Here is a 17,497-nt window from a genome sequence, read left to right on the forward strand (position 1 = left end):
CATGAACTCAGGACTCGACGCGCAGGGTGGCGAGCGCCCGTTCGGTCTCCCAGAACGCCCGCATCGACTTGATCAGCCCGTCCTCGCCCACGTTGTAGACGAACACGCCTTCGGTGTCGACGCGCGCCCCGCCGGGCAGGAACGCGCTGATCGTGCCGACGTTCGCGCACTCAGAACCCGCCGCGAACGAGTCGTGCATCGCGAACTCGAAGCGTTCGACGTTGGCGATCGCGAGGTCCCAGAAGGCGGCGATCGCCTCCTTGCCGTGATGGCCCTTGCCCTCGGCGTCGAACATCGACGGGCCCACCGGGTCCTCGACCACGGCGTCCTCGGCGAACAGGGCCAGCCACTCGTCCTTCTTGCCGCTCGACACGGCCTCCATGGAACGCCACGAGGCCAAACGGGCGGGGGTTTCTGTCTTGGACGCCGTCCAGGTAACTGCGGTCACGCGAACTCTCCGATCACCTCGTCGGCGAAGCGCCGAAGTCCGTCCTTCTTGGCCTGCAGGCTGCCGTCGAAGCCGACGCCGTAGAACAGCCACGGCACGACGATCGTGTCGGTCACGCCGACCTCGTCGAGCTGCTTGTAGCCGTCGAGACCGAACCGGTCGATGCACACGGCCTGGATCTCGAACGGCCGCTCGAAGCAGCCGAGGTCGGTGAGCTGGGCGATCACCGACTTGAGCTCCTCGAACTTGATCATCGCCGAGGTCCAGCCGTCGCCGACGCGGGCGGCGCGCTTCAACGCGGCGGCGGAGTGGCCGCCGACGTAGAACGGCACCGGCGAAGTGGGTGCCGGCGACATCTGCAGCCGGTCGAAGTCGAAGTAGTCGCCGTGGTACTCGACCATTCCGCCACCGAGCACCAGCTTCAGCACGTCGATCATCTCGTCCACGCGCGGGCCGCGGTTCTTGTACGGCACGCCGCACCACTCGAACTCCTCCGGCGACCAGCCGAGGCCGACGCCGAACCCGAACCGGTTGCCGGTCATGTGCGCGACCGACCCGACCTGGCGGGCGAGCAGCAACGGGTTGCGGGAGCCCAGTTTCAGGACCTGCGTGTAGAAGTTGATCCTGGACGTCACGGCGCCCATCGCGGCGGCGGCGACGAACGGGTCCACCCACGGCGTTTCGGCGTTCCACATGCGGGAGCCGTCCGGGGTGTACGGGTAGTCCGCGGACACCTTCTCCGAGAAGAACAGGGAGTCCGGCAGCGCGATCGAGGCGTAGCCGCACTCCTCGGCGCACTGGGCCAACTCGGTCAGCTGGTCGAGTGGGCTCATGGCGATGCCAACGGTGAACTTCAAGGCTTCTCCGATCCTACGACCCACATGGCGAAGAACTGCGAACCACCGCCGTACGCGTGGCCCAGCGCGACCCGCGCGCCGTCGACCTGGTGGTCTCCCGCGGTGCCCATGACCTGCATGGCGGCTTCGGCGAAGCGCAGCAGACCGGAGGCACCGATCGGGTTGGACGAGAGGACGCCGCCGCTCGGGTTCACCGGCAGGCGGCCGCCGATCTCGGTCTCGCCGGCCTCGGTGAGCTTCCAGCCCTGCCCGATGTCGGTGAAGCCGAGGTTCTCGAGCCACATCGGCTCGAACCACGAGAACGGCACGTAGATCTCGGCGGCGTCCACTTCGGACAGCGGGTCGGTGATGCCCGCCTGCTTCCACAACGCCCTGGCGGCGTCCTGGCCCGCCTGCGGGTTGACCTGGTCGCGGCCGGCGAACGTCGTCGGCTCGGTGCGCATCGCGGTCGCGCGGATCCAGGCGGCCTGGCCCGACGTGGGTTCCGCACTGATCACCACCGCGCAGGCGCCGTCCGAGGAGGGACACGTCTCGTCGTAACGGATCGGGTCCCACAGCATGGTGGAGGCCTGCACCGATTCGACGGTGATGTCCGGTTGTTTGAGGTGCGCGTAGGGATTGCGAGCGCCGTTGCGGCGGTCCTTGGCGGCGACCATCGCGCCGATGTGCTCGGGGGCACTGGCTCGGCGGATGTAGGAACGTACGTGCGGCGCGAAGTAGCCGCCGGCACCCGCGTGCACGGGCATCGTGAACGGCGTCGGCACGGAGAGCGCCCACATCGCGTTCGACTCGGACTGCTTCTCGAACGCCACGGCCAAAACGCGGTTGTGCACACCGGACTGGACGAGCGAGGCCGCCACGTTGCCCGTGCTGCCGCCGACCGAACCGGCGGTGTGCACGCGCAGCAACGGTTTCCCGACCGCGCCCAGAGCGTCGGCGAGGAACAGTTCGGGCATCATCACGCCCTCGAACAGGTCCGGTGCCTTGCCGAGGACCACGGCGTCGATGTCGGACCAGTCCACGCCGGCGTCGGCCATCGCGCGATCGATCGCCTCACGGCACAAGCCCGCCATCGACACGTCGAGGCGCTTCGCGGCGTGGTGCGTCTGGCCGACGCCTACCACTGCTGCCGGTCGCATCACTCACGCCCTTCCATGACGCAGACGAGGTTCTGTTGGAGGAGTGGCCCACTGGTGGCGTGTCCGAGGACCTTGGTCGCCGAACCGTCGTGGATCCTGCGGGCTGCCTCACCGATGCGCGCCAGCCCGGCCGCGAACATCGGGTTGCCCGCGAGCACTCCGCCGGACGGGTTCACGGTCACGTCGTCGCCGAGCCCGAGTGCCTGGCGCAGCAGGATTTCCTGGTGGGTGAACGGGGCGTGCAGCTCCGCCACCTGGACGCCATCGGTGCCCGCCGACTTGCCCGCGGCCACCGCTGACGGGGAAGTCGTGAGGTCGCGCGTGCCGAACGACGGCGAGTCGACGCGGTGTTCGAAGCCGGTGATCCACGCCGGACGTTCGCACAGTTCTCGTGCACGATCTCCGGCGGCCAGCACGATCGTGGCCGCGCCGTCGGTGATCGGCGCGCAGTCGTGACGGCGCAACGGATCCGCGACGTAAGGCAAGTTCAGCAACTCGTCGGCATCGACCTCACCGGACAGCTGGGCCAGGGGGTTCGAGAGGGCGGCAGAACGGCTCTGCGCGGCCACGGCGGCCATCGCGCGTTCGTCCCAGAGGCCGTTCTCGATACCCATGCGCGCCTGGATTCCGGCCAGGCCAAGGGAGTCCGGCCACAGCGGCGTCACGAGGTAGGGGTCGAGCTGCATCGCCATGACCCGCCGCAGCTGGCCGGCCGACGACTTGCCGAAGCCGTAGACGAGCGCGGTGTCGATCTCGCCGCAGAGCAGCTTCACCCACGCCTCGTACAGTGCCCAGGCCGCGTCCATCTCGACGTGCGACTCGGCGATCGGCGGGAAGGCGCCGATCGCGTCGACCGCCGAGACGAACGAGAACGCGCGCCCGGCCAGGTAGTCCGAGGAGCCCGAGCACCAGAACCCGATGTCGGTCTTGGTGATCCCGAGCCCGCCGAGCACCTCGTGGAAGATCGGCACCAGCATCTCGACACCGTTGGTGGTGCCGTCGGTCTCGCGCACGCAGGGCGTCTGCGCGAAGCCGACTACCGCAATGTCACGCACGCGAGCCTCACAGGTGCTGGGAGTAGGAGTCGAACGGCGCGTCCGGCTCACCGGACGGCCTGAAGTGGTCGATGTTCTGCATCGTCGGGCCCCACTCCTCGCGTGGCTTCCAGACCGCCTCCACGCGCATGCCCATCCGCACGTCCTCCGGTGCGACGCCGAGCAGCAGGTGCAGGAACGGGATGTCCGCCCCGTCGAGCAGCACGTACGCCGAGACGTACGGCGGCGGGATGCGCTGGCCGAGGAACGGGACGTTGACCACGCAGTACGTCGTGATGGTGCCGCGGTCGGACAGGACGATCTGGTCCGTCGTCGGCACGCCGTCCACGGGGCAGGCGGGGCGCGGCGGGAAGTAGACCTTCTCGCACACCGGGCAGCGCTGGGCGATCAGCCTGCCTTCCATGAGGCCACGCAGGAACGGGTCCTCCGTCGGCGACGCCGAGTGCGTGTAGTGCAGGTTCACCGGTGTCGTGACCATCGTGACGGCCTCCGCCTCGACCGGTGGGTCGGCGGGTTCGTCGGAGATCTCGAAGCACTCGATGTCGGTGATCGCGCCGACGCGTTCGTCACGCCACCTTGCGCGCACGCGTGTTCCGGTCGCCATCTGGTCCGGCGAGCCGGCGTCGACGGCGTGCAGCAACGAGGTGTCCGCGCCGTCGAGTTGGATCAACGCCCACGCGAACGGCCGGTCGAGCGGCTGTCCTTCGAGGGGTTCGGGAATCCACGACCACCCGCGCACGACACCGGTCGCCGTCACGTCCACGAACTCATGGAGGCGTTCGGCGGTCACGGGGTCGTACTCGAGCGGCGGCACGTGCACGCGCCCGTCACTGCCGCGGATCCCGGTCACCTTGCGGCGGCGGAGATCCGAGAGGAACCGGCCCAGCGTCGGGCCGAGCGAGCGCGTGTAGTCGAAGCCAACGTCGAGCGGAGCACTCAGCGGCCGAGTCACAGATCAAAGTGAAACAGGTTCTCGAAATGGTGGCAAGATGGGTGCATGAAGCTCGGTCTGCAGCTCGGGTACTGGGGCGCCGGTCCGCCCCAGAACGCCGCCGAACTCGTGGCGGCGGCGGAGGAATTCGGCTTCGACGCGGTGTTCGCCGCCGAGGCGTGGGGATCGGACGCGTTCACCCCGTTGGCGTGGTGGGGATCCGAGACTTCGAGGGTGCGGCTCGGCACGTCCGTCGTGCAGATGTCGGCGCGCACACCGGCCGCCTGCGCGATGCACGCGCTGACCCTGGACCACCTCTCCGGCGGCCGGTTCGTGCTCGGCCTGGGTGTGTCCGGGCCGCAGGTCGTGGAGGGCTGGTACGGGCGGCCGTTCGCGAAACCCCTGGCCAGGACCAGGGAGTACGTGTCGATCCTGCGTCAGGTGATGGCTCGCGAGGCGCCGGTGCGCAACGACGGCCCGCACTACCCGTTGCCCTACCAGGGGCCGGGCGCTCTCGGGCTGGGCAAGCCGTTGAAGCCCATCACCCATCCACTGCGCGCTGACCTGCCCATTTGGCTCGGTGCGGAGGGGCCGAAGAACGTCGCGCTGACGTCCGAGATCGCGGACGGGTGGCTCGCCATCTACTACGCGCCCAGGCTCGCCGGCATGTACGACGAATGGCTTGACGAAGGCTTCGCGAAGTCGGGCCGTAGCAGGGAGAACTTCGAGATCGCTGCCACGTGCCAGGTCGTCGTGACGGACGATCCGGCGTCGGTGCGCGCCATGTTGAAGCCGTTCGTCGCTTTGTACATCGGCGGAATGGGTGCGCCGGGGATGAACTTCCACGCCGAGGTGTTCACCCGCATGGGATACGGCGAGGTCGTCGAGGACGTCGGCAGGCTCTTCCAGGCGGGCCGCAAGGACGAGGCGGCGCAGGTGGTTCCGGACGAGCTGGTGGCCGAGATCAGCATCGTCGGCAACGCCGAGCACGTGCGCGACGAGGTTCGCCGGTGGGAGAAGGCGGGCGTCACGACGTTGCTCGTCGGCTGCCGCGACGTTGCCTCGATCAAGGCCTTGTCGGAGGCTTGTCAGTAGGTGAAACGCGTTCTACTTTGAGGGTGTGGTCACAGGACTCTGGAACATCGCTGCCGATCAGCCGGACCTGACCGCGCTGGTCGATCCGAGTGGTCGAGAGATCACCTACTCGGAGCTCGCGGACTCCGCGAACCGCTACGGGCGCGGGTTCCGGGCCCTGGGGCTCGAACCCGGCGACAGCATCGTGCTGATGCTGCCCAACAGCGCCGATCTGGTGTCGGTGTACTTCGCCGCCTTCCAGACCGGCCTCTACGTCGTGATGGCCAACTGGCACCTGACCGGGGCCGAGGTCGCGTACCTCGTGCAGGACAGCGGAGCGAAGGCTTTCGTTGCCCACGAACGGTTCGCGGCCGCCGCCGCGGAGGCCTCGGCCAGTCTGCCCGCCAACGCCCGGTTCGCGGTCGGGGACATCCCGGACTTCACGCCGCTGGCGAAGCTCGGTGCCGGTGAGGAAGGCCGTCCCGAGGGACGTACCACCGGGTCGCCGATGCTCTACACCTCCGGCACGACCGGCCGGCCCAAGGGCGTGCGCAGGCCACTGACCGGTGCCGACCCCGATGTCGTGCCGCCGTCCGCCCCTTGGTTCTTCGGCATTTTCGGGATCAAGCCGCACGACGGGCACGTGCACCTGTGCGGGTCGCCGCTCTATCACACGGCGGTGCTCAACTTCGTCGTCATCTCGATCCAGCTCGGCCACGCCGCCGTGCTGATGGACCACTGGGCGCCCGAGGACATGCTGCGGCTGATCGAACGGCACAAGGTCACCCACAGCCACATGGTGCCGACCCAGTTCCATCGGCTTCTCGCGCTGCCGGACGACGTCAAGGCCAAGTACGACATGGGTTCGCTGCGCGCGATGATCCACGGTGCGGCGCCGTGCCCGCTGGAGGTCAAGCGCCGCATGCTCGACTGGTGGGGACCGGTCGTGATCGAGTACTACGCGGCCACCGAGGGCGGCGGCACCGCGATCACCGCTCAGGAATGGCTGCGGAAACCCGGATCCGTCGGGCTGCCGTGGCCGACGTCCGAGATCAAGATCCTGGGAGAGGACGGCACCGAGCTGCCCGTCGGTGAGCAGGGCCTGGTCTACATGCGGATGGGCGACGCGACGTTCGAGTACCACAAGGACGCGGAGAAGACCCGTGCCGCGCGGGTGGGCAAGCTGTTCACGTTGCAGGACATCGGTTATCTGGACGACGATGGCTACTTGTTCCTGTGTGACCGCAAGAACGACATGATCATCTCCGGTGGGGTGAACATCTACCCGGCCGAGATCGAAGGTGAGCTCATCTGTCATCCCAAGGTCGCGGACGTGGCCGTGTTCGGTGTGCCGCACCCGGACTGGGGCGAGGCGATCAAGGCCGTTGTCCAGCCCACGGACGGAGTGGTCGCCGATGACGCGCTGACGGAGGAACTGCTGGAGTTCGCGCGCACGAGGCTCGCCAAGTTCAAGTTGCCGCGGACGATCGAGTACCTCGCTGAACTGCCGCGCGATCCGAACGGCAAGCTGTACAAGCGAAAGTTGCGTGACCGTGCGTGACGCGATCAAGATGTCGGCCGAAGAGGTCGAGGCGTTTCTGGGTGAGCAGAAGACGTTGATCGTCGCCACCATCGGCCGCAACGGGCTGCCGCACCTCGCGCCGATGTGGTTCGCGTGGGTGGACGGCGAGCTCGTGTTCTGCACCGACCGCAAGTCGCAGAAGATCGTGAACCTGCAACGGGATCCGCGCTGCAGCGTGCTGGCCGAGGCGGGGGAGACCTACGACCAGTTGCGCGGCGTGCACATGGAGGGCGTCACCGAGTTCATGCCGGACCTCGGCCGGGTCGTGGACGCGGTGGTGGCGCGCAACTTCGGCGAGGTCGGCTCCGATCCCGACGCCCGCGAGGCCTTGCGCAAGGCGATGTCGAGACGCGTCGCCGTGATCTTCCGTCCGACGAAGACCGCCAGCTGGGACCACCGGAAGACGATGTCTGGAGTGACCCCATGAACCTGAACCGCCGTCAGGTGCTCGCCGGAGCCGGTCTCGCGCTGGCTTCGGGACTAGTCAAGCCGTCGTCGGCCTCCGCGGACCTCGGCGAGTTCGACGTCGTGGTCGTCGGCGCGGGTGCGGCCGGCATGACCGCCGCGCTCGCCGCCGCCAAGCGCGGCCTGAGTTGCGTGGTCGTGGAGAAGGCGCCGACCTACGGCGGTTCGGCCGCCCGGTCCGGTGCCGGCATCTGGGTCCCCAACAACGAGGTCATCCTCGCGGCCGGCATCCCGGACACGCCCGCGAAGGCCGCGCAGTACATGGCCGCGGTCGTCGGTGACATCCCGCTGGTGCGGCAACAGGCCTACCTGTCGCACGGGCCGCAGATGATCTCGTTCGTCATGCGCAACAGCCCGCTGCGCTTCCGGCACATGGACGGCTACAGCGACTACTACCCGGAATACCCCGGTGGCATCGCGAAGGGCCGTTCGATCGAGCCGGAGATGATCGACGGCCGGATCCTCGGCGCCGAGCTCGCGAACCTGAACGCGCCCTACCTCGCCACCCCGGCGGGCATGGTCATCTACGGTGCCGACTACAAGTGGCTCGCACTCGCTCTCGTGAACGCGAAGGGCGCCGCGACGGCTGCAGCGGCGTTGGCGCGAGGCACGGCAGCCGCACTGGCCGGCCAGAAGCCGTTGACCATGGGCCAGGCGCTGGCCGGTGGTCTGCGGGCGGGCCTGATGCAGGCGAACGTCCCGGTGTGGCTCAACACCGGCCTCCAGGACCTGCTCGTGGAGAACGGCGCCGTCAAGGGAGTGCTGACGTCACGGGGCGTCGTGCGCGCCCGGCGCGGCGTGATCATGGGCTCCGGCGGCTTCGAGCACAACGCGGCGATGCGCGCCCAGTACCAGCGCCAGCCGATCGGTACACAGTGGACCGTCGGCGCGAAGGAGAACACCGGCGACGGCCACCGCGCCGGCCAACGAGCGGGCGCCGCGCTCGACCTGATGGACGACGCCTGGTGGGGTCCGGCCATCCCGACACCGGGCTCCCCGTACTTCTGCCTCGCCGAACGCACGCTCCCCGGCGGCCTGATGATCAACGCGGCGGGTAAGCGCTTCGTCAACGAGGCCGCGCCCTACAGCGACGTCGTGCACGTCATGTACGACAAGAACCCCGCCGATCCGTGCATCCCCGCCTGGCTGGTCGTGGACCAGAACTACCGCAACAGGTACCTGTTCGCCGACGTGGCCCCGACCCTGCCGCTGCCCGACGGCTGGTACCAGTCCGGCGCCGTGGTGAAGAACTGGTCCCTGGACGGCCTGGCCGGCGCCATCGGGGTTCCCGGAGCGGCCCTGAAGTCGACCGTCAGCCGGTTCAACGGCCAGGCCATGACCGGCCGCGACCCCGACTTCAAACGCGGCGACAGCGCCTACGACCACTACTACACGGACCCCGCGGTCTTCCCGAACTCGTGCCTCGCACCGCTGTGGGCACCGCCGTTCTACGCCTTCAAGATCGTGCCCGGCGACCTCGGCACGAAGGGCGGCCTGGTCACCGATGCGCGGGCCCGTGTGCTGCGGCCGGACGGTTCGGTGATTCCCGGGCTGTACGCGGCGGGCAACGTCAGCTCGGCCGTGATGGGCCACAGCTATGCCGGGGCGGGGTCGACGATCGGGCCCGCCATGACGTTCGGGTACATCGCGGCCAACGACGTCTAGGGACAGCGGCAAAGTGCGGGCACGTCCACGAACCGCACCTCGTCGGTGATCTGCACGAAAGGCCAGCCACCGGTCTCCGCGAGCAGGAGATCGGTGGTCGTGCTGTCTCCCGCGACGAGACACACGGTCCGGCCGTCCGTCAGCGCGGTGCGGACGGCCGCCGTGAACTCGGCTGTGCCCTTCGGATGTCCGACCTCGCCGGAGACGAACACGCGCTCGAACCGGTCGGCCAGCCCGGACAGCTGTATCTTCGCGCGCTGGAGCGACCGGCAGCCGTCCGTGGCGAGCCACAGTTCGTGGCGTTCGCGCAGTGAGTCCAATGCGGACTCCACACCGGGGAACGGCCGCACCAAAGCCCTGCGCAGCCTGCGGAACGCCAGCGCGGCCTGTGCGGCGTCGGCGGCGCTTCCCAGGTCGTCCAGGGCGAGCCGCCACGCTCGGACGTCGTTGCCGACGAGCGCCTGAACGGTCTCGCGCGGCATCGGCAGGTCGTGGAAGTCCGCCCAGAGCGCCTCCCAGGACGCGACCCGTTCGACCTCGCGATGGGTGACGCGCCTGTGGTCGCGCCATTCCCGGCGGGCGGCGACGAGCACCGAGTCGACGGCCTGCTCGGTCGCTGCGATCGCGAACTCGTCCAGCACGGCGGCGATGGCGGCACGCGCCGCGGCACCGTCCGGGATCAGGCAGTCGTCGAGATCGACGATGACGACAGGTCTCACGGATCCGATGCTAACCACATCGATCCCGAGTCGAGCGGCGTTCAGGAGGACTCCCACACGGTGACCTGGCCGGTGATCGCGCTGCCGTCCAGCACCGTGACGTCGATGCGGAAGATCCGGCCCTCAGGGGTCTTCCCGCAGACCCGGCTGCCCACGACCACGTTGTCCGCGTCCAGCGTGGAGTTCTTCTCGAGGTGCGCCACGCACTCCTGCTGCCCCGGCACGCCGTCGCTGTGCCACTCCGCCAGCCAGTAACCGGGGTCGCCGTGCAGCCGGGTCGGGGTGAGCGCCCAGACATTCGACTCCGGCACGTCGCGCGGGGTGGCGGGATCCAGGTGAAAACTGCCGAACCGCAGCTCGCCGCTGTACCGCACGCCGGACTGCGTGATCGGTGGCGCGGCCGAAGTGACCTTGGTCTTCGGGGCGCGCGTGGCGGTGATCGACGTGCCACTGGCGGTGCGCGGAGTCGATCCGGGCGGCACCGGACGGTTCGCACCGGCCATTGTGGCGGGAGTCCGCGCATCGGCCGCGGAGGACGATGACGACGTCGTGGTGGTCTCCGCCGGGACAGAACCTGCCTCGGCCAGCGGGGTCTCCGTGATCGGGTCGTTCGGCGACACCAGCTGGACGGCCGTCAGCGTGGCGCCCGCGACGACCGCCACCGCCGGCGCGGCCAGGTACTGCACCGCCTTGAGCCACCGGGGCCTGGCGGGCTCGCCGACGTAGACGTCGCCCATCGACGTGGCCTGCAACGACGTGCCGTGGACATCCCCGCTGATGTCGTTCTCGGCCGACTGATCGGAGTGTTTCAAGACCTGCACCTGCCCCGGACCGCGGATGTTTGATACGCAGATCGGAGCTGTCCCGCGGAGTGTTACGGGCACGAACGAATTGGTTGGAGAGGTATCTACCGGCCTTTGAACTCCGGCTTGCGCTTCTCGGAGAAGGCGCGAGGGCCCTCCTTGGCGTCCTCGCTGGAGAACACCTCCATCCCGAGCCGAGCGTCCACTTTGAACCCGTCGTTCTCGTGCATGGCCTCGGTCTCCCGCATGGTCTGCAGGATCTTCTGGACGGCGATCGGCCCGTTGGCCGTGATCAACGCGGCCAGCTCCATCGCCTTGTCGAGCGCCTGACCGTCCGGCACGACGTGCCCGATCAGACCGATCTCCTTGGCCTCCGCCGCGCGAATGTGCCGTCCTGTCAACAGAAGGTCGGCCGCCACCGTGTACGGGATCTGCCGCGGCAGCCGGACCGCCGAGCCGCCCAGCGGGAACAGGCCCCAGCGCGCCTCGGAGACGCCGAACCGCGCGCTCTCGCCGGCCACGCGGATGTCCGTCGCCTGAAGGATTTCCGTGCCGCCCGCGACCGCGGGTCCTTCCACCGCCGCGATGAGCGGTTTCGTCAATCGACGACCTTTCAGCAGCGGTTCGATGACGGAGAAGTCGAACTTGCCGGCGTTCTCGCTGGGATGGTTGGACGTCATGGCTTTCAGGTCCGCGCCCGCGCAGAACGAGCCGCCCGCGCCGGTGAGGATGCAGACGCGCACGTCCGGATCGGAGTCCACGCGGTCCCACGCCTCGCGCATGATGGCCAGCATCGGGCCGGACAACGCGTTGCGAACCTCCGGGCGGTTCATCGTGACGACCAGGACGTTGCCGACCAAGTCCACCAACGCATGTGGTTCCGTCGTGGTCGTCATTCACGCGCCTCCTGGATCGAGTCTGACCGCACGGGGGATTGTCCAGAACAGTAACACGTTCTACTTTGCCACCATGGCCCTCAACGTCGCAGACCTCGTTGAACACGCCGCCGACACCGTGCCCGACCGGACCGCGCTCGTGTGCGGGTCCAAGAGGGTCACCTACGCCGAACTTGAGGCGCGAGCCAACAAACTGGCTCACCACCTGGCAAAGAACGGCGTGACACAGGGTGCGCACGTGGGGCTCTACGCGCGCAACTCGATCGAGCTCGTCGAAGCCATGCTCGCGGTCTTCAAGCTGCGTGCCGTGGCCATCAACGTGAACTACCGCTACACCAAGAACGAGTTGCAGTACTTGTTCGGTGAAGCGGATCTGACGGCACTCGTACACGAACGGCGGTACTCGCCGTTGGTCGCGGAGGTCGGCGCCCCCGGCCACACGGTCGTGATCGACGACGAGACGGAAGAAACGTTCGCGGGTGCCGACTACGAGACCGCGCTCGCCGAGGAGTCGGCGGAGCGGGACTTCGGGCCGCGCAGCCCGGACGACCTCTACATCCTGTTCACCGGTGGCACGACCGGCATGCCCAAGGGCGTGATGTGGCGGCACGAGGACGTGTGGCGCACGCTCGGCGGCGGCATCGACTTCGTGACCGGCGAACGACTGACCGACGAGTGGCAGCAGTCCAAGGCCGGCAAGGACTACGGGCTCATCAGGCTGTGCCTGCCGCCGCTGATCCACGGCGCGGCGCAGTGGGCCATGCTCGGCGCGTTGTTCAGCGGCAGCACGGTGGTGCTGGTGCCCAAGTTCGACCCCGCCGAGATCTGGCGGGTGATCGAAAGGGAAAAGGTCCAGGTCGCCGCCATCACCGGGGACGCCATGGGCCGGCCGCTGATCGAGGAGTTCCAGCGCGGCTCCTACGACGGCTCGTCGCTGTTCATCCTCAACAGCAGCGCCGCCCTGTTCTCGTACACAGTCAAGAAGCAGTACCAGGAGCACCTGCCGCACACGACGCTGCTGGAGTCGATCGGGTCGAGCGAGACCGGGTCCACCGGCATCGGCGCGGTGTCGAAGGAGATCGTGAAGACCGACGGCACCAAGGTGAAGCTCAACGAGGACACCATCGTCATCGACGAGGACGGCAACAAGCTCGAGCCCGTGCCCGGCGTGATCGGCAAGCTGGCGCGCGGCGGGCACATCCCGATCGGCTACTACAAGGACCCCGAGAAGACCGCGCGGATGTTCGTGGAGGTCGACGGCAAGCGGTTCACGGTGCCCGGCGACTTCGCGAGGTTCGAGGAGGACGGCGACGTCACGTTGCTGGGACGCGGCAACACCTGCGTCAACACCGGTGGCGAGAAGGTGTTCCCCGAGGAGGTCGAGGGGGTGCTGAAGTCGCATCCGGACGTGTTCGACGCGCTCGTGATCGGCATCCCGGACGACCTGCTCGGCCAGCGCGTCGGCGTGATCATCCAACCGCGCGACGGTGCGACGCCGACACTGTCCGAACTGGACGCTCACGTGCGCGAGACCCTCGCCGGCTACAAGGTGCCGCGGTCGTTGTGGCTCGTCGGCGAGATCGGCCGCACCCCCAGCGGCAAACCCGACTACCAGTGGGCGAAGCGCCACGTGGAGGACCATGCGCACCAGCCTGTGTGACGAGTTCGGCATCGAGCACCCCGTCTTCGGCTTCACGCCGTCCGAGCACGTGGCGGCGGCGATCAGCAGGGCGGGCGGGCTCGGCGTCCTCGGATGCGTGCGGTTCAACGACGCGGAGGACCTCGACCGCGCGTTGACGTGGATGGACGAGAACACCGACGGCAAGCCGTACGGCGTCGACATCGTCATGCCCGCCACCGTGCCGAAGGAGGGCACGCAGATCGACCTGGCCGGGCTCATTCCGCAGAGCCACAAGGAGTTCGTGCAACAGACGCTGCTGAAGCTCGGCGTGCCCCCGCTGCCCGACGGCGAAGGCAGTGAGGGCGTGCTCGGCTGGCTGCACTCGGTCGCGCGCTCGCACGTCGACGTGGCGCTGGAACACCCGATCCGGCTCATCGCGAACGCCCTGGGCTCGCCGCCCACCGACGTCATCGAACGAGTGCACGCGGCCGGAGTTCCGGTGGCGGCGCTGGCGGGCAAGGCCGAGCACGCGCGCAGACACGTCGCCAACGGCGTCGACATCGTGGTGGCGCAGGGTTACGAGGCCGGCGGCCACACGGGTGAGGTCGCGTCGATGGTGCTCGTGCCGGAGATCGTGGACGCGGTGGACGTGCCGGTGCTCGCCGCCGGGGGCATCGGCTCCGGCCGGCAGGCGGCCGCGGCGCTGGCGCTCGGCGCGTCCGGGGTGTGGATGGGCTCCTACTGGCTCACCACGGCCGAGTACACCCTGGGCAACACCAGCACGAAGGAGGCGTTGCTCGCCGCCGGTTCCAGCGACACCGTCCGCACCCGCGTCTACACCGGCAAACCCGCGCGGTTGCTGAAGACGCGGTGGACCGAGGCGTGGGCCGAGCCGGACGCCCCGGACCCGTTGCCGATGCCGTTGCAGAACATCCTGGTGAGCGAGGCGCATCTGCGGATCGCCCGGTCCGACGATCCGTCCGTGGTGTCGATGCCGGTCGGTCAGATCGTCGGGCGGATGAACGAGGTGCGCCCGGTCGCCGAGGTCATGGCGGACCTGCTGGCAGAGTTCGACCAGGCTGTCAGGAGGCTGACCGCACTCGGCTGACGCTCATCCCTCTTGACCTGGCGGCGCGGCGAGTTAGGGTGTGCGTCGGAATCCGTTCTGGGGGGAACACGTGAAGCGCGTACTTTTGCCATGCCTTGTCGTGCTCGCGTCGCTCGTCGCCGCGCCGCAGGCCTCCGCCACCGCCTGTCAGTACACCAAGCAGGATCTGCCCGTTCCGGCCGGAGCGGCGACGAACGTCTTCCTCAACGGTGGCAGCGCCGACAACAGCCGGATCGTCGGTCAGACGCAGGTGGGGCAGGACACCGTCGGGACCTACTGGGCGAACAGCACCCTGGGGCAACTGCCGCCGTCACCCACGGGCGCGAACAACGTCAGCCCGCTCGACGTGAACAACACCGGGGTCATCACCGGCGCCGTGACCGACACGAGAGACGGGATGCCGTGGACGGCGCGAGCGTTCCGCTACGAGAACGGCGCGTACGAGTTCCTGGAGACCGACGCGGGCGTGGAGTCGTTCGGGCGCGCGATCAACGAGGCGGGTGACATCGCCGGTACACACGGCAACGACCTGTACCTGTGGCCGCGCGGTGGCGGCCGGAAGCTGATCGCCACCAACGCCAGCCTGGTGCTCGGCATCACCGACGACGGCAAGATCGTGACCGCGGCGCCGAGGTTCACGGCGAAGGTGTACGACGTCAACGGCGGCCCGACGGTGGACCTCCCAGCCGGGAGCGCCGGTGGGCCGGTGATGGACAACAACAGGGTGTTCATCCGTGAGCGGAACGCAGCGGGCGAGATCGTCACCGCGGAGTACGACCTCAACGGCGTGAAGATCACGTCGCACCCCATCGGGAGCAGGACGTTCGGCCGCAACGGCAGCGGCACCGTGTGGGGCACCTACGTGCGGTCCGGCTTCACCCAGGTCCACGCCCTGTGGCGCACCACGGGCCGGACCGACCTGGTCGCGGACCCGATGCCGCTGGTCAGCACCTACTCCGACATCACCGACGCCGCCACGCTGATCGGCACCTACCGCGCGGAGCAGGGCATCCGCCCGGCGCGGTGGCTCTGCAGCTGATCACAGCACAGCGCTGAGTTTGAGGAGCTGGACGGTCGCCCCGCCCAGCTCGAACTCGTTGCGCTTGGCCGCGGTGAAGTACTTGTGCACCTCGTGGCTCATGTCGATGCCTGTTCCACCATGAACGTGCACGGCGGTGTGTGCGACGCGGTGTCCTGCGTCGGCGGCCCAGAACTTCGCGGTGGCCACCTCTTCTGAAGCGTCCAGGCCTTCGGAGAGCCGCCAGGCCGCCTGCCAGAGCGTCAACCGGATGGCCGCGACGTCGATGTACGCATCAGCAAGCCGTTGCGCCACAGCCTGGAAGCTGCCGATCGGCCGGTCGAACTGCACGCGGGTCCGCGCGTACTCGGCCGTGAGTTCCAAAGCCCGTTCGGTCACGCCGAGCTGCAGAGCGCACAACCCCAGCGTGTACCTCGTGATCAGCCAGCCGGGGGAGAGACCGGGCACCAGTTCCCCACCGGAATGCTCGAATGATCCCGCGTCCGAGCCGTCGACCAGCTCCTGCGGAGTGATCTCCAGCTGTTCCGCCTCGACGAGGAACACCTGCTCGTCTTGTGCCACCAGGAAAGCGGCCGCGGTGGTCGCGAACGGCACGGTCGTCTTCAGGCCGTCTGCCTCGGAGAGTGCCACGGACAGCACGGTTCCCGGTGTGAGCCAGCGTTCGCGCTGCTCGGGCGTGCCGAACTCCGCGAGCGCCGACGCCGCGACCGTCGCGGGCAGGTAGGGCACGGCGGAGACCGCGCGGCCCAGTTCGATCAGCACCGAGCACTGCTCCAGCACGCCGAACTCGTCGGGCTGTTCCGGCACGACCCCGGACTTCACGAGGTCGAGCCATGGCGAGTCGGACGAGTCGAGGATCTTGCGGGTCAACGCGGCCAGTTCGCGCTGGGCCTCGGTCAGGGTGAAGTCCACGGAAGTCTCCTTTACCGGGGCACGGCGGGAAGCCCCAGGCCCACGCGCGCGATGATGTCCCGCTGGATCTCGTTGGTGCCGCCGCCGAAGGTCAGGATCAGCGACGACCGGTGCATGCGTTCCACCCGGCCGTGCAGCAACGCTCCCGGTGAGCCGGTGCGCACGATTCCGTTGGCGCCCAGCACCTCCATCAGCAGCCGGTAGCCCTCGGTCGCGAACTCGGTGCCGAACACCTTGGTGGCGGACGCCTCCGCGGGGGAGGGGGCTTCGTCGCCGCCGGACGCGATCCGCCAGTTGATGAGCTTGAGGAACTCGGTCTTGGCGTGCACGCGGGCGAGGTGCAGGCGCACCCACTCCTGTTTCGCGGCACCGGTTTCGTCCGCCCATTGACGAACCTCGCGCAGCGCGGTCTGCAGGGGCGCGGCCGAGCACAGGGCGACGCGCTCGTGGTTGAGCTGGTTGGTGATGAGCTTCCAGCCCTTGTGCTCCTCGCCGATGAGGTTCGCCGCCGGCACGCGCACGTTGTCGTAGAAGGTGGCGCTCGTGGTCGGGCCGGACATCGTCGGCACCGGCGTCCAGGAGAAGCCGGGGGCCGTGGTCGGCACCATGATGATGCTCAGGCCCCTGTGCCGCTGCGACTCCTGGTCGGTGCGGCAGGCCAGCCACACGTAGTCCGCGTACTGGATGAGGCTCGTCCACATCTTCTGGCCGTTGATCACGTACTCGTCGCCGTCGCGGATGGCCCGCGTGCGCAGCCCGGCGAGGTCGGTGCCCGCCTCCGGTTCGGAGTAGCCGATCGCGAAGTGGATCTCCCCGGACGCGATCTTCGGCAGGTAGAACGCCTTCTGCTCGGGCGTTCCGTAGCTCATGATCGTCGGCCCGATGGAGTTCAGCGTCAGGAACGGCACGGGCGCGCCGGCCGCGGACGCCTCGTCGAGGAAGATCAGCTGCTCGATCATCGGACGGTCGCGGCCGCCGTACTCCCGCGGCCAGCCGATGGTCAGCCAGCCGTCGAGCCCCATCTGGCGGACGGTGTCCTTGTAGGCCTCACCGTCCCCGTAGTCGCCGCCACCGGCGAGACCGGCTCTGCGGTCGGGCGTCATGAGCGCGGCGAAGTACGCCCGCAACTCCTGGCGCAACTGCTCCTGTTCGGGCGTGAAACCGATGCGCATGACCGCTACTC

At 68.7% G+C, this 17,497-nt stretch carries 17 protein-coding genes; 7 read left to right on the forward strand and 10 right to left on the reverse strand.

Annotation, left to right across the window (positions count from 1 at the left end; translation table 11 throughout):
- Positions 1-7: 7 nt before the first annotated feature.
- From OG205_RS05010 to OG205_RS05030, 5 genes are read right to left on the reverse strand one after another with little or no spacing between them, the layout of a single operon-like run.
- Positions 8-448: a nuclear transport factor 2 family protein gene (locus OG205_RS05010; protein WP_319974494.1), complete on the reverse strand. Its 441-nt coding sequence runs from the start codon at positions 446-448 to the stop codon at positions 8-10.
- Entirely contained in the window at positions 445-1,305 is an 861-nt protein-coding gene (locus OG205_RS05015) for a TIGR03619 family F420-dependent LLM class oxidoreductase (protein WP_093590912.1), read from the reverse strand. The genes OG205_RS05010 and OG205_RS05015 overlap by 4 nt, the downstream gene beginning before the upstream one ends.
- Positions 1,302-2,444: a thiolase domain-containing protein gene (locus OG205_RS05020; RefSeq protein ID WP_330275058.1), complete on the reverse strand. Its 1,143-nt coding sequence runs from the start codon at positions 2,442-2,444 to the stop codon at positions 1,302-1,304. The genes OG205_RS05015 and OG205_RS05020 overlap by 4 nt, the downstream gene beginning before the upstream one ends.
- On the reverse strand, positions 2,444-3,499 hold the full coding sequence (locus OG205_RS05025; protein ID WP_330275059.1) for a thiolase domain-containing protein: 1,056 nt from the start codon (positions 3,497-3,499) through the stop codon (positions 2,444-2,446). Before OG205_RS05025 ends, OG205_RS05020 begins: the two co-directional genes overlap by 1 nt.
- Positions 3,500-3,506: 7 nt before the next feature.
- Positions 3,507-4,451 carry a Zn-ribbon domain-containing OB-fold protein gene (locus OG205_RS05030; protein WP_330275060.1) on the reverse strand — a complete coding sequence of 315 codons (945 nt, stop codon included), beginning with the start codon at positions 4,449-4,451 and terminating at the stop codon, positions 3,507-3,509.
- A gap of 45 nt (positions 4,452-4,496) precedes the next feature.
- On the opposite strand from OG205_RS05030, the gene OG205_RS05035 reads away from it, so the two are divergent.
- From OG205_RS05035 to kstD, 4 genes are read left to right on the forward strand one after another with little or no spacing between them, the layout of a single operon-like run.
- Positions 4,497-5,525, forward strand: coding sequence for an LLM class F420-dependent oxidoreductase (locus OG205_RS05035; protein WP_330275061.1), 1,029 nt, complete (start codon positions 4,497-4,499; stop codon positions 5,523-5,525).
- 25 nt (positions 5,526-5,550) lie between these two features.
- Positions 5,551-7,065: an acyl-CoA synthetase gene (locus OG205_RS05040; RefSeq protein ID WP_330275062.1), complete on the forward strand. Its 1,515-nt coding sequence runs from the start codon at positions 5,551-5,553 to the stop codon at positions 7,063-7,065.
- Positions 7,052-7,513, forward strand: a complete 462-nt coding sequence (locus OG205_RS05045; protein WP_330275063.1) for a pyridoxamine 5'-phosphate oxidase family protein — start codon at positions 7,052-7,054, stop codon at positions 7,511-7,513. The genes OG205_RS05040 and OG205_RS05045 overlap by 14 nt, the downstream gene beginning before the upstream one ends.
- Entirely contained in the window at positions 7,510-9,216 is a 1,707-nt protein-coding gene (gene kstD, locus OG205_RS05050; protein WP_330275064.1) for a 3-oxosteroid 1-dehydrogenase, read from the forward strand. Before OG205_RS05045 ends, kstD begins: the two co-directional genes overlap by 4 nt.
- Here kstD and OG205_RS05055 read toward each other — a convergent pair.
- The 3 genes from OG205_RS05055 to OG205_RS05065 all read right to left on the reverse strand — a co-directional run bounded on the left by OG205_RS05055 (position 9,213) and on the right by OG205_RS05065 (position 11,634).
- Entirely contained in the window at positions 9,213-9,935 is a 723-nt protein-coding gene (locus OG205_RS05055) for an HAD family hydrolase (RefSeq protein WP_330275065.1), read from the reverse strand. The genes kstD and OG205_RS05055 overlap by 4 nt on opposite strands.
- A gap of 41 nt (positions 9,936-9,976) precedes the next feature.
- Positions 9,977-10,747 (reverse strand): hypothetical protein, encoded by a 771-nt coding sequence (locus OG205_RS05060; protein WP_330275066.1) that lies wholly within the window; start codon positions 10,745-10,747, stop codon positions 9,977-9,979.
- Positions 10,748-10,842: 95 nt separating this feature from the next.
- Positions 10,843-11,634, reverse strand: a complete 792-nt coding sequence (locus OG205_RS05065) for a crotonase/enoyl-CoA hydratase family protein (protein WP_330275067.1) — start codon at positions 11,632-11,634, stop codon at positions 10,843-10,845.
- A gap of 73 nt (positions 11,635-11,707) precedes the next feature.
- Here OG205_RS05065 and OG205_RS05070 point away from each other — a divergent pair, with 73 nt between their 5' ends.
- The 3 genes from OG205_RS05070 to OG205_RS05080 all read left to right on the forward strand — a co-directional run bounded on the left by OG205_RS05070 (position 11,708) and on the right by OG205_RS05080 (position 15,402).
- Entirely contained in the window at positions 11,708-13,294 is a 1,587-nt protein-coding gene (locus OG205_RS05070; RefSeq protein WP_330275068.1) for an acyl-CoA synthetase, read from the forward strand.
- Positions 13,275-14,363 carry an NAD(P)H-dependent flavin oxidoreductase gene (locus OG205_RS05075; RefSeq protein ID WP_330275069.1) on the forward strand — a complete coding sequence of 363 codons (1,089 nt, stop codon included), beginning with the start codon at positions 13,275-13,277 and terminating at the stop codon, positions 14,361-14,363. The genes OG205_RS05070 and OG205_RS05075 overlap by 20 nt, the downstream gene beginning before the upstream one ends.
- 70 nt (positions 14,364-14,433) lie before the next feature.
- Positions 14,434-15,402, forward strand: a complete 969-nt coding sequence (locus OG205_RS05080; RefSeq protein ID WP_330275070.1) for a hypothetical protein — start codon at positions 14,434-14,436, stop codon at positions 15,400-15,402.
- Here the strand turns inward: OG205_RS05080 and OG205_RS05085 are convergent, their stop codons facing one another.
- Positions 15,403-16,314: an acyl-CoA dehydrogenase family protein gene (locus tag OG205_RS05085; protein ID WP_330275071.1), complete on the reverse strand. Its 912-nt coding sequence runs from the start codon at positions 16,312-16,314 to the stop codon at positions 15,403-15,405.
- Between the two features lie 11 nt (positions 16,315-16,325).
- On the reverse strand, positions 16,326-17,486 hold the full coding sequence (locus OG205_RS05090; protein ID WP_330275072.1) for an acyl-CoA dehydrogenase family protein: 1,161 nt from the start codon (positions 17,484-17,486) through the stop codon (positions 16,326-16,328).
- Positions 17,487-17,497: the final 11 nt, after the last annotated feature.

Source organism: Lentzea sp. NBC_00516 (assembly GCF_036346835.1).
GTDB lineage: Bacteria > Actinomycetota > Actinomycetes > Mycobacteriales > Pseudonocardiaceae > Lentzea > Lentzea sokolovensis.

Bases quoted from the DNA above. Each gene is read 5' to 3' on its own strand.
- kstD (WP_330275064.1), top strand. From the start codon at position 7,510: ATGAACCTGAACCGCCGTCAGGTGCTCGCCGGAGCCGGTCTCGCGCTG.
- OG205_RS05090 (WP_330275072.1), bottom strand. From the start codon at position 17,486: ATGCGCATCGGTTTCACGCCCGAACAGGAGCAGTTGCGCCAGGAGTTG.
- OG205_RS05065 (WP_330275067.1), bottom strand. From the start codon at position 11,634: ATGACGACCACGACGGAACCACATGCGTTGGTGGACTTGGTCGGCAAC.
- OG205_RS05035 (WP_330275061.1), top strand. From the start codon at position 4,497: ATGAAGCTCGGTCTGCAGCTCGGGTACTGGGGCGCCGGTCCGCCCCAG.
- OG205_RS05070 (WP_330275068.1), top strand. From the start codon at position 11,708: ATGGCCCTCAACGTCGCAGACCTCGTTGAACACGCCGCCGACACCGTG.
- OG205_RS05075 (WP_330275069.1), top strand. From the start codon at position 13,275: ATGCGCACCAGCCTGTGTGACGAGTTCGGCATCGAGCACCCCGTCTTC.
- OG205_RS05020 (WP_330275058.1), bottom strand. From the start codon at position 2,444: ATGCGACCGGCAGCAGTGGTAGGCGTCGGCCAGACGCACCACGCCGCG.